Source organism: Pseudodesulfovibrio sediminis (genome assembly GCF_020886695.1).
Classification (GTDB): domain Bacteria; phylum Desulfobacterota; class Desulfovibrionia; order Desulfovibrionales; family Desulfovibrionaceae; genus Pseudodesulfovibrio; species Pseudodesulfovibrio sediminis.
On record NZ_AP024485.1, the window covers coordinates 783,610 to 795,965 of the forward strand.

The 12,356-nt window shown below is 52.2% G+C and carries 12 protein-coding genes; 1 reads left to right on the plus strand and 11 read right to left on the minus strand.

Annotation, left to right across the window (positions count from 1 at the left end):
* Nucleotides 1–34: 34 nt before the first annotated feature.
* The 11 genes from SRBAKS_RS03955 to SRBAKS_RS04005 form a co-directional block, all read right to left on the minus strand.
* A complete protein-coding gene (locus SRBAKS_RS03955; RefSeq protein ID WP_229593877.1) occupies nt 35–1,147 on the minus strand; it encodes a radical SAM protein in 1,113 nt (370 codons plus the stop codon).
* 19 nt (nt 1,148–1,166) lie between these two features.
* On the minus strand, nt 1,167–2,198 hold the full coding sequence (locus SRBAKS_RS03960) for an alpha-ketoacid dehydrogenase subunit beta (protein WP_229593879.1): 1,032 nt from the start codon (nt 2,196–2,198) through the stop codon (nt 1,167–1,169).
* A complete protein-coding gene (locus SRBAKS_RS03965) occupies nt 2,198–3,175 on the minus strand; it encodes a thiamine pyrophosphate-dependent dehydrogenase E1 component subunit alpha (RefSeq protein WP_229593881.1) in 978 nt (325 codons plus the stop codon). Before SRBAKS_RS03965 ends, SRBAKS_RS03960 begins: the two co-directional genes overlap by 1 nt.
* An 8-nt stretch (nt 3,176–3,183) precedes the next feature.
* A complete protein-coding gene (locus SRBAKS_RS03970) occupies nt 3,184–4,254 on the minus strand; it encodes a radical SAM protein (RefSeq protein WP_229593883.1) in 1,071 nt (356 codons plus the stop codon).
* Between the two features lie 72 nt (nt 4,255–4,326).
* Nucleotides 4,327–4,488 (minus strand): hypothetical protein, encoded by a 162-nt coding sequence (locus tag SRBAKS_RS03975; protein ID WP_229593885.1) that lies wholly within the window; start codon nt 4,486–4,488, stop codon nt 4,327–4,329.
* A gap of 137 nt (nt 4,489–4,625) precedes the next feature.
* Complete coding sequence (locus SRBAKS_RS03980; protein WP_229593887.1) at nt 4,626–5,186, minus strand: SIS domain-containing protein; 561 nt, start codon at nt 5,184–5,186, stop codon at nt 4,626–4,628.
* Nucleotides 5,183–6,148 (minus strand): GSU2086 family protein, encoded by a 966-nt coding sequence (locus SRBAKS_RS03985; protein WP_229593889.1) that lies wholly within the window; start codon nt 6,146–6,148, stop codon nt 5,183–5,185. The genes SRBAKS_RS03980 and SRBAKS_RS03985 overlap by 4 nt, the downstream gene beginning before the upstream one ends.
* A 4-nt stretch (nt 6,149–6,152) precedes the next feature.
* Complete coding sequence (locus SRBAKS_RS03990; protein WP_229593891.1) at nt 6,153–7,679, minus strand: PfkB family carbohydrate kinase; 1,527 nt, start codon at nt 7,677–7,679, stop codon at nt 6,153–6,155.
* Nucleotides 7,680–7,792: 113 nt separating this feature from the next.
* A complete protein-coding gene (locus tag SRBAKS_RS03995; RefSeq protein WP_229593893.1) occupies nt 7,793–9,202 on the minus strand; it encodes a hypothetical protein in 1,410 nt (469 codons plus the stop codon).
* Nucleotides 9,202–10,173, minus strand: coding sequence for a glycosyltransferase family 2 protein (locus tag SRBAKS_RS04000; RefSeq protein ID WP_229593895.1), 972 nt, complete (start codon nt 10,171–10,173; stop codon nt 9,202–9,204). Before SRBAKS_RS04000 ends, SRBAKS_RS03995 begins: the two co-directional genes overlap by 1 nt.
* On the minus strand, nt 10,170–11,060 hold the full coding sequence (locus SRBAKS_RS04005; RefSeq protein ID WP_229593897.1) for a lysylphosphatidylglycerol synthase domain-containing protein: 891 nt from the start codon (nt 11,058–11,060) through the stop codon (nt 10,170–10,172). The genes SRBAKS_RS04000 and SRBAKS_RS04005 overlap by 4 nt, the downstream gene beginning before the upstream one ends.
* Nucleotides 11,061–11,324: 264 nt before the next feature.
* Between SRBAKS_RS04005 and SRBAKS_RS04010 the strand changes: the two genes are divergently transcribed.
* Nucleotides 11,325–12,356: a glycosyltransferase family 9 protein gene (locus SRBAKS_RS04010; RefSeq protein ID WP_229593899.1), complete on the plus strand. Its 1,032-nt coding sequence runs from the start codon at nt 11,325–11,327 to the stop codon at nt 12,354–12,356.

Below are 12,356 nucleotides of genomic sequence, written 5' to 3' on the forward strand. Positions count from 1 at the left end.
CTACTCAATCTTGTTTTATAAAAAACAAACTCTCTTAAATAAAACTCAAATGCATGGGTGGCTCGCCAGTGGGATCAGTAAGCTCATTACCCTGTTCTTTGATGCCGTACAGGTACTCATTCACCTTGTGCTGCAAGCAGAGCGAGCCACACATGGTCTTTGCGTCGAACTTATCTGAACTGATCAGGTCCATGACCTCCCAATACCTGTCGGATTGCCACATCTCCTTGAAAGGAGTCTCGGCGATATTGCCGATGTGAAACTTCTTGTACTTGGAGTTGAACAGCATGCCGCAGGGGGCGACAAGGCCTGAACCGGAGAACTGAATAATGAACGGGGGACCATAGCAACGACTGTAACAGCGAGTGCCACCGCTCATGATCTTGGACCATTTGGCCCTGACCATATAGGTGTCAGTGCTGAGCGCCTCAGCTTCCTTGAGCAAATCCGTCAGCTCTTCGTACTTGTCATACTGCACGCCCAAAGTATGATCTTCATCGTCTGAACAATGCTTGATAACCAGATAGTCCACGCCCAGGTCCAAACCAAGCTGACTCAGCGGCATGATCTGATCCTTGAACTCAGGCATAAGGACCATTTGCGTACCAATGGTCACATCAAGATTCTTTTCCTTCTTGATCTCCACGGCCTTGCGCATGGTCTCGCACACCTTGTGGAAACACTTTTCGGCACACCCGTGAATTTCTGCATACCGCTTCGGTTCGCCTGCAGAAATATTAAACCGCAAATACGTCAACCGAGGAAGAATGTCCTCCAACCTGTCATCCTGCAACAAATATCCATTAGTACCCAGAGCCATGCTCAAACCATTCTCATGACCGTGGATAATGGCATCATAAAGATGCGGGCTACAGGTGGACTCGCCATCGCTGACAAAGCTGACGCCCTTCACACCGATCTCGGCACAATCGTCGAGAAAACGGAAGATGACATCCTTTGTCATGTGCTGCTCATCATTCGCCTGCAACTGACCATAGCAATACGTGCATCTGTAGCTGCATTTGCGGGTCAACGCACAGTCGATGGTGATGGGAGCGATGCGTTCGCCGCGCTGCCACGCCTCAACACGATCCTTGTACCAGGCCAGTTTGTGGCCATCCAAAACGATCCGGTCGTTTTCACTCATTCTTTATTGTCCTTCGATTCTATGAAAGAGCAGCTTCAACAGCTGCGATTATATCGTCAACACCGGGATAATAGGCTTCTTCGAGCACCGGACTGTTAGGAGTCGGCAGATCCGGGAAAGACACTCTGTGCACAGGAGCCTGCAACAATGCAGGATCGGACTCTGCCAAGCGACAGACAATCTCCGCACCATATCCACCTGTCTTACAGGAAACATCGCAAATAACCAATCGACCGGTTTTTGATACGGACTCCATGATGGTCTTCATATCCAACGGAGCAATGGTTCGTGGGTCAACGACTTCGACCTCAATGCCTTTCTCCGCCAGAGTATCAGCGGCCTGAATGGCCTGTTGCACAGTTTGAGAGACAGCAACGATTGTGACATCGCTCCCTTTGCGTCGAACAATGGCTTCCCCCAGTGGCACAGCGTACATTTCTTCAGGTACCGGTCCCACACTGTCGTAGAGCCATCTATGCTCGAAAATAAGTACAGGATTGGGGTCCTGCATTGCGGACAGGAACAGTCCTTTGGCATCATATGGCGTTGAAGGCAACGCTATTTTCAAACCGGGAGTGGACAGAAACATGCTGTGGGTGCCCTGAGAATGCTGCGCAGCAGAGCCCCATCCACGACCGATAATCGAACGGACCACCAACGGAATGGAGGTCTGCCCACCGGACATGTAATGCCATTTGGCGGCATGGTTGGTGAGCTGATCCATACTCATGGGCAGAAAATCGGCACGCATATGAACAAGTACCGGCTTCATGCCAACTCCCGCAGCGGCAGAAACCACTCCGGTCAATCCGTTTTCAGCGATAGGCATATCCATAACCCGGTCGCCGAATGCCTCCTTGAGACCTTTGGTAGAACCAAAAACCCCACCGACATCATCAATGCCTTCACCAATGAGAAATACTTCAGGATCACTATCCAGCGCCTGTCTCTGCGCTTCATTGAGCGCCTCGACATAACTCAGACAGCGATGGCCGTCCTGCTCAAAACGAAGGGAATCATCCTTGCTGATACAAACTGCTGTCCAGGGCATCAGCATCCCCCTTTTCTATAGAGAAGTTCATACATTTGCTCCGTGGGAGGAAATTCGCTTTTGCGCGCCTCTTCCAGAGCGGCATCCAACATGGCATCCGTTTTTTGAACGAGTGCATCAAAGTCGGACGCAGACACGCCGTCCTCTTTCAATTTGGCAAGGTACCGTTTGAGCGGACATTCCTTCTTCCACTGCTCCAGCTCTTCGCGATCCCGCGCCCCTGTTTTCCAATCCTCTCCAGGACCGACATGTCCCTTCCAGCGATACGTCTTGGCCTCAATAAAAACAGGTCCGCCCCCCTGACGCAATTGCTTAACGGCCTTGTCTGCTGCCTCGTAAACGGCTTCGACATCATTGCCGTCTACACAATAGGACGTGATGCCATATCCCTTTGCCCGTTCGGACACATCGGGATTAGGCTGACGATTGAACAGCGGCGAAACCGTGGCATAGCCGTTATTCTCACAGACAAAAAGTACAGGCAGTTTCTTGAGCGCGGCAAAGTTCAGGCTTTCGTGAAACGTCCCCTCTTCGCTTGCACCGTCACCAAAAAAGACAACGGAAATACGATCATCACCACGAAGGCTGGACGCCAGGGCCGTGCCCACACCGTGAGGAATTCCACCGCCGACAATGGCTGAAGTTCCGATAATGCCGAGGTCGGGGAATGCCGGGTGCATGGATCCGCCCATCCCTTTGCAGCATCCGTCTACGCGGCCATAAAATTCGGCGTACAAGGCCTGCGGGTCAGCCCCTTTGGCAAGGCAGTGCGCATGGCTGCGATGGGTGGTTACCAAATAGTCTTCCTTACGCAAATGCGCACAGACACCAGTGGCAATGGCTTCCTGTCCAATGTACAGATGTACCGGGGTCTTCATGTCCTGACGGCCATAAACCTCGACAATTTTTTCCTCGAAACAGCGCAACAGGACCATGGTTTCCAGAAGGTCCCGGCGTGGAATTTCAGCAGTATTCACAGGTGCACCTAAATAAAATTGACGTGAGCCGGAGGATTGGCAAGTCCCCACAGGTACCGGTTGATTTCATCCATGCGGCAGTTAATCCGACACACGCTGGGGTCAAAGGATTCCAGGAACCACTTCATAGCCTTGGCGCGCTTTTCCCCTTCCCAGATTTCCTGAAAAGTCTGTTCATGGATATTGCCGTATTTGAAGCGGTCATCTTCAAGAAACATCGAACATCCCCAGATATTGCCCCCGGCATCCATGTACGACCAGAAAGGCAGACCGAGACAGCGCTCGTAAGGGCGATCTTTTTCCTGCCATTTCTTGATGGTATTGACGCGCAGGATGGGTTGGAAAGACTCTGTCCGCACAGCGTCCAGCTCCTCAGCCAAACCATCCACGTTGGTGTATTCCACGTCCTGATATTCGTCAGTATTGGATTTCGGATGCTGGGAGTACGGCTTGACGACCAGATAATCGAGACCGATATCACGGGCCATTTCGGCAAGACCGACGACTTCATCACGGGTCTCGGGCAGAAGAAGAATCTGCATACCAAGCGTGCAACTGTAGCCGTTCTTCTTGCGAATGGCCACGGCAGCCTCAAGGTTGCTCAGGACACGGCCAAAATGGGATGCCTTGGTACGATGCACCGCGGCATAGCTCTCGGGAGTTCCCGCATTGCAGCTCACCTTGATCCACGATGTCACATCGAGAATCTGCTCGCTGATCTTGGGAGTCATAAGCGTCGCGTTGGTGGTAAACGCCTGATCAAGGCCCACGCTTTTGGCATGCCGGGTGATCTCGACCATATCCTTGTGCAGAAACGGTTCTCCCTCTCCGGCGTACATGACACTCTTGAGGCCAAGCCCGGCCATCTCACCCAGCCGCGCCTTGAGAATCACGGTGTCCAGGTAGCGCTTCTGGTACTCCATGAAGTCCAGAGCACAGAATGTACACCGATGGTTACAGGTCCCGGAAGGACTGATTTCCATGTAGATGGGATAGGTATTCTCTCCCTTCAACCAGCGGGAAACACACTCGGGATGATAATGCAGTTTATGGCTGTCTATACCGTATGAATCGGCCATGTCTCAAATCCTATTGTAATATATATCAAACGTAAAATTAGTATCAGTTCAATACGGGGCGTAGCTACTCCATCACCCCAGGTAGTCCTTGTCCGGATGCGTCATTTTCAGCAAAGGAGCGGCATGAAATCCGACTTCTTTCAAAAAAGGTCTGTTGAACCGCAGAAAGTCCCAGCGGGCAGAGTTACCCGTCTTGGCTATCGCCACGTTCCAAATCAGTTTCTTTCTACTCATGACAAACCTTTTCCCTTCACATATGGATCAAATGACATCGAAACGTCATCGCAAGTCGTTGGTAATTATTCTTCATTTTAGGAAGCAAGATGTACTCTTGAAGGTGGGCATAACGGCACATCCCGCCCCGCGTTGCATCAATCACAAAAGAGATCAATGAGATGATGCAACACCACCCCATGCCCGGACTCTGCCATACCATAACTCTCGGCGGGCAGATAGAAATTAAGATCGCCCAGTCCGCGCATGGCGTTATCAGGCGACATGGCAGTCACAGTCACGGCGCGACCAGCCAGCTCCTGCGCTTTCCTGACGGCTGCCACGGCATTGGGGGAGTTGCCAGAAGAGCTGATGGCGATAAGCAATTCATCGGCGATCATCCGTTGACCCAACGGATAGGCGAATGTCTGTTCATACCCAAAATCGTTTCCGGTTGCCGTGATCAGGGAGCAATCGGTGAAGACTTCGGTCGGGACCTCGGCGTTCTTCGCCAGGTCGGTGGAAAAATGACTGGCCATGGAAGCGCTTGCTCCATTGCCCACGAAATAGACACGGCGCCGATCCTGCCGACATGCTTCAATCCACTTCACAAGCAGAGCATATCCGGCATCAGCATCAATGACAGCCCCTGATTTATCAGTAACAACCATGCCGGAAAGAACAGTCGACAACACCTGCAAGGACGAATTCCAACTCATATATGCGCCACCTGGGTTGTGTTCAATGCGGTCCACAGTTGAGGTACGGTCTCAGCATGTGGTGCCCGTACATAGAAACTTTCACCACCATCGTCAACGGTGCGCACCAGCATGGTTTTCCATGGCCGGAAATAGTAGTCCGAACACCCTTTGGGAGCCTCGGCGGAGATATCGTCCGGCAAATCCTTGAGATCACAGACTAGCGTACTGAATCGACGGATTTCCCGCCCTTCCTGTAGCGCCACATTACGGACCATGGCCAGCGCCTTGAGATACACCTCCGGCGCCATGATGGCACTGCCATAATTCATGACAACACCGTTCTCGATATTCTCAAGAATCTTCGTGTAGTAAAGAAAATCAGTATAGGACGCCTTGCCCCAGGCCGCGCCATCACAATTGGGATGCTCATGGACAATATCGGAACCGATGCCCACATGGACGGTATACGGGATGCCGAGTCTGTATGCCGCTGCAAACAGGCTGATGTCCCGGTGAGGGAACGCTCCTTCATGGATGGCTCTGCCCACGGCTTCGCCAACCCCCATGCCTTCCTGTGCGGCCTGACTGACGATCTCATTCAACTGACCGGTCTCTTGCCACAATCCGAACTGCCCTTCGCGAATATACAGGGCCACACTTTCGGTCGTTTCACCGATCAGAGCCAGCTCGTAATCATGAATGGAGCACGCCCCGTTACCTGCCAGGCAGGAAATGTAGCCTTTTTCCATCATATCGATGATAAAGCGCTGAACCCCGGAACGAATGACATGGGCACCCATCATGAGAATGACGGACGCCCCTGATTTCTTGGCATCCACAATCCTCTGCGCGACCTTTTGCAAACTCGGATGCACAGCCAGGGCTGGCTGCAAATCCTTGATTACAGACAGATTGAGATCGTGTTGACGCTGACTGAGGGGCAGCACCTTGAGTCGGGATGTATCGAATTTTTCAGGCATAATCTTATTTGAGCAAAGAAGTGACAAATTTCATGATGGCCTGCTTGGTGACAGACTTCTTGTTGCCCACAATCCCCACGGCGATGGCGCCGGCGATATTGCCAAGAAACGCCACGATTTCAGGCGAAACATTTCCAAGACTGGCCACAAGCGAAGCAACGGAAAAGAAGGCGTCACCCGAACCGATTTTATCAACGACCTTGTTGGCAAAGGCCGGGACAAGCACGCCTGTGCCATCGCTGTTCAGGACATAGGACCCCTTCTTGCCGCGAGTAACAGCAATCATGGAAGCGCCCAGACGAGATCGAACACTTTCAGTCAACGGGATCACGCCGGTACTCTTGTCACGGGTATCCAACCGGAGTTCCGGTTCGGCCAGGCTGATGAAATCACACCTGCCATACCCTGAGATCGTGTGAAAGCCTCTGTTGCCCGCATTGGCCTGCGTATTCACCGCCAGAAAATTCGATTGGGTCAAAGCCTCACGGCACTCGGCGCTGATGGCTCCATGGCCGAAGTCGGCCGCCACAACCAGATCGCACTCCTTGGCGGTCTGCATTACCGCTCCACGCAGATCCGTGTCGGTTTCCAGGTCCAGGCCCGAGTCATCCATATGATATATCTCGAACAGCTTGGTCATGGTGTACCCTTCGATATATCTCCGCTTGCGCAGAGTCGGGGCGTCTTTCTGATAGGCAAAATGCGGCGTCACATTGTCATTGAGATTCTCCCGGACAAAATCCTCCTGCGTATCCTGCTCACCCAGCACGGTGAACATATGCACCTCGCTCACCAGATTGGCCAAATGATTGGCAATGGCCAGCACGCCACCGGCGAACAGGTCTCCACCTGTGTGGTTGAAGGCCATGACAGGCTCTTTGGAAGAAGCGCCCAGCGGGGTGCAATACTGATAATCATCCAGAATGGTATCACCGATGACGGCCACTTTCAGAGAAGAGACCTTCTCCAGCACGGCCTCTACATCAGTGACGGAATACCGAGAGCGGAACATCTCAAGATATTCCTGCACATCATCAGTGAAGGAAGACATGAAACGGTTGATGAGATTGGTCGAGCTGAACACGATATCCTGCGTCAGCTTCAACTCCGCCCCGATTTCAGCGCATACGTCTGCTTCCAACTGCAACTTGCCTGTGGGGTCGGATTCGATACTCTTGAAGTCAGACCCTTTTACATAAACGTCCGGCCTGACAGCTCTGAGCAATTCTTCGGCAGTGGGCCACTCGTTGATCGCCACATAGTCCACTCCATCCTGCGAGGCGACACCTTCTGCGCGCAACACTTCACCGAATGCAGGCCGATTAGGCCCCTTGTCCACAAACCTATCCGGGGAGACCGTGACAATAAGCACATCACCCCAACTGGCTGCTTGGCGAAAATACCGGATATGTCCAATATGAAGCAGGTCGAAAACCCCGTGACAATGCACGACTTTCTTCCCTTCTGACTGTAACGTGGAAACAATCTCAGCGAGCTCTGAAATTGATTTGATCTTGTTTTCAATAGGCATAGGAAATCTCTATATCCTCACGGGTAGCTCGTCAACCATCACCCGATGAATTTGACGCTACTCTGCTACTATATTCTGTTGTGCCCCCGAAATCTTCGGTGACACTAAAAAAATCAAAGAATCTGATTTGGTACACTCTTCTTTTTGAGGCAATAACCGATAACCACTCCCAAAATCAGCAACGGTGCCGCCTGTTCACTGTACCGGGGGAGACCATGGGTAACCATGGCGTTAAAGCCGAACAGACCGAGAGGCGTCGCCAACAGTGTCGCCACAATCCATTGTTTGCCTACAAGCGCCTTGTACACGGCCAACATAAAGAGAAAGTAAACACCGATGTAAAAAAGGCTGAATGTCGGATTCATCATCCCCCGAAACGCGATGGGGATAGCTGTAAGCAGATGCCGAACGGGATGCGCTTTCATGGTCTCCAAAGCCCCCTGCATCAGCCGGGTATTCGTCTCGACAGGATTGAACACCTGCGACAGATCGTGCCGCTTTTTGATCATTTCCTGATACGCGCTACCCGGCTCCTGACGAAGCAATGTCACATAGTGTTTCTTGTCCACAAACTTCAATAGCCCCTTCTTCAGAACCGGAGAACGGGACCAATAGGCAAACGAGGAAAAATACGCACTCCACGGCATGAGATCATACTGCGCCCTGACCTCCAGCACAGCCCCGCCGCCAAGCGAAAGGAACTGACGGCCGAAGATCCGTTCGTTGCGCAGCTCCCACGGATGGAAAATCGCCACCCAGATCGCAGCCATCAGGACCACGCCAACGAGCATCTTGAGCACTTTCTCTCTCACAAGCACGACACACAGCAACACCGACGGAATAGTCACGCATCCGACCAATTTCCACTGGGGAAAGGTCAAGGTCATATACCCGAGCACCACGCCGCTGACCAACAGATGAAGCACGCTTTTCCGTTTCAACCCGAGATAGAGAAACAGGGTGAATAGTGTCATCAGAAATGCGCCAAAGACCTCGGCATACAGTCTGTTGACGTATCGCCCCAGAAATGAATGCATTCCCACAAACCAGAGCGAGAGATAGGCAGGTACCCGCCTCCCCGTTATATCCAGTATGAGCCACCCCACCATGAGCGCGGTAAACAGAAGCAGGCCTGCCTGTATGTATTTGAGATACACAAGGGCATGGGGTTCTTTTGAAACACCGGGCTCATAGTTAAAGACACATTCAAAATCATTTTTGTACAGGTCAGGAATCAACCGGATTCCCGCAGCAAGAAATGCGGGATATCCCGGGGCACGCCGTCCTGTCGGCTCAAACTCCTCCCGGATGGGACTACTGGAAACAACGCCGTTATGCACCAGATGATAGGCACTCCGAAGGTACCCGAGTTCATCTCCACCGCCCACCCCTCTGTGGTCAAGTTTGAACCCGTAGAACACGCACATGAAAATCAGAAAAAAGGCCACACAATACAGCGGCCTTGCTTCAATGATATGCCCTACCGAAGTCAGAAATCCACCGACACGATTACCGTACTTCATTATTGATCGGCGTCCGTATCGCTTGAGTTGGCTGCAAGGTCACCCTGTTTGCGTTGAATGAATTGGATTTGTTCAAGCAGTTTCCGGTTGGACCCGATCAGGTCGGCCACAAATGCGATGAGTCCGGTCTGCAGCCCCATGCCGAGCAGTACTCCGGATAGGATCACCGACTGAATGTGCCCATTCCCATCACCTGTAATGAAATAATACAGAAACCGGAGACCGATGAGCAGGCCGAGACTGAATATTATAGCTGCCATTGACATGAAAAACTGGAAGGGCTTGTAGATGGCAAAAATACGGACAATGGTGAAGATGGAGCGCTGGATATAGGCGGGAATGGAACTCACCAGCCTGGACGGACGCAAATCTTCATTGACCCGAACGGGAACCGAGGTGATGGCCATGTTCTTCTGCCCCGCCTGGATAATGGTCTCCAGCGTGTAGGTATAGCTGTTGAACACGTTCATGCGCATGGCGGCATCACGGCTTATGGCCCTGAACCCGCTGGGGGCATCGGGGATATCCGTATTGCTGGCGCAACGCACCACCCAGCTGCCAAGTTTTTGCAGCATCTTCTTGATCGGCGAAAAGTGCTCAATATCCGAAATAGGTCTGGCTCCGATTACATAATCGGCCTTTTTCTCGACAACGGGCTTGGTAATGATGGAGATATCATCGGCACAGTACTGGTTGTCTGCGTCAGTATTGACAATCACATCTGCCCCCAAGGCAATGCAAGCATTCAAACCGGTCAGAAAACCATGCGCCAATCCTCTATTGTGCAAATGGGAAACAACATGATCAACACCATTGGCTCTGGCGATCTCCACGGTGTTGTCAGTTGAGCCGTCGTCAATGATCAGCCACTCGACTGAATCAAATCCCTCCACTTCTCGCGGGAGAGCCTTCAGGGTGATGTCTATGGTTTCCGCCTCGTTGAGGCATGGTATCTGTATGATCAATTTCATGAAGAACTCGGTGTTGAATGTTGTTGGTTCCTTTCACGAACCCAAGGCAAAAAGGACGTGCCGAAAAACAGGACGTCACCTGCGGTTGTCATTATCCTGAAAAGCAAGGCTACAGCAAGCGCGTCACTCCTTTTCATAGTCAGGCCGAGCATGGCAATGATGATCGCCTCGCGCACACCGGCTCCGGCCGGCGCTCCGGGCGTGATCAGACCAAGGAACCAACTGACCGCATAGACGGCGACAACGGAAAACAGGCTCATGCCCGTGTCCAGCCCCGCCCCCAGAGAGATGAGATACAACAGGGAGCCCGTAACGAGAAAAAACAGTAAATCAAGCAGGCTGACCAGACCAAGCCCCGTGTAAAGCTGTCTGAAAGACTTGTCGATCAACGCTTCCACATTCCGCTTCCGTGCGAAGACCATGACCACAACAGGGACAGCGAGCAACAACAGGATACTGGCGACAAAATACACCCATGCAGGAATGGGCGTGGCTATGGGCAACTCCATCCAGAGACAGATCAGTGCGGCCACACAGACCAGGCAGACGACCTCCAGTACCGAGGATCCGGCAATGGCCACATGAGACAGCCCTTTGCTCTTGCCGACGACCTGACGTCCAACAACATGCCCGACGTTACCGGGCAGATACTTGGCTATGGAAGTCCTGGCGTAGATTCCATATGTGGATTTGAAAGAAGCGGCACCACCAAATACCCGTCTCAGCAGGAGGTGCCACGCCAGGGCAAGCAAGGCCAACGCGGCTGCATACACGCAACTGGCCAAGGCGAGCGTCGAGGCAACGCCATCCCGCACGAGCACACTCGAAAGCTCGGGGGCATACCGATATACCTGCACACCGACCAACCCGAGGCATGTGAGAACCAAGACGTATCCTGCGATACGAACCAGTTGGTGATATGAACTCTTTTTCTGCATCGCAACAACTTTGCCGGGACAGGCCATTGACCTATACAATTCAAGCATTATTCGGAACCTAGGGCAATACGCCCAACCGAGGACAAATACGATGCTAAAATCAATCTTGTCAATTGATGTGGACAAGACAAACTTGTGCCGTCCATGATAGGCGTGTATACATCCGCGCACCGCGCCACTCACGGCTCGGTATACTCATCCAAACGGATTACAATGAAAGATATTTCGACTATAGATCCCAAGAAAATACTGGTCTGCCAGCTCAAACAAATCGGTGACGTCCTATTGGCCACTCCTTCGATTCAGTTGCTGAAAGAACGCTTTCCCAATGCTGAGATCGATCTCCTCACGGAAAAGAAGTGTGTCCCGGTAATAGAGAACAACCCACACATCCACCATGTCTGGGCCATAGACAAGAAACAACTCAACAATCCGCTCAAAGCCCTGTGGTGGTACCGCAAGGTCGGTCGCTCGAACTACGATCTCATCGTGGATTTCCAGCGTTTGCCCAGATGCAGATATGTTATCATGTTTTCCAACGCATCGGTCAAACTGACCCAGACGACCAAGTGGTACAACAGGTTATTTTATACCCATTTTAGTGATGTCATATATGGCTATGCGGCCAAACTGAAAGCGAGCATCATGCGTCCGCTCGGCATCAACTGGAATGGCGAATTGCCCCAAATATACCTCGCAGACGAAGAAAAGAACTGGGCGGATTCGTTTATCGAATCACAGGGCATGCAGCCTGGGCAATTCGTGACCATAGACCCCAGCCACCGTCGCATCACTCGCAAATGGCCTGAGCGGCACTTCGCCGGACTCATCAAACTGCTTCGGGAAAAACACCCGAAACTCAAGTTTTTCATCCTCTATGGTCCCGGCGAGCTACCGGTTGCCGAGGAAGTCAAACGATTGGCTGGCGAGGGTGTCATCATATCCGACGACATGCTCTCCCTGCGCGAGATGGCGGCCGTCCAGGCACAGGCGGCTCTCCATGTCGGCAACTGCTCTGCCCCCAGGCATTTCTCCGTTGCCGTTGACACGCCTTCACTGGTCATCCATGGAGCCACAGGGTTCGGCTGGTGTCCTCCCTCGGAAAAACATTCAAGCGTGGACAAGAACCTCCCTTGCAGGTCCTGCAACAAGAACAGTTGTGAAACCATCGAATGTCTCGAAACCTTTGAACCCGAGGAATGCCTGGACGAGGCACTGCGCCTCCTCACTTTCAAAATGATCTAG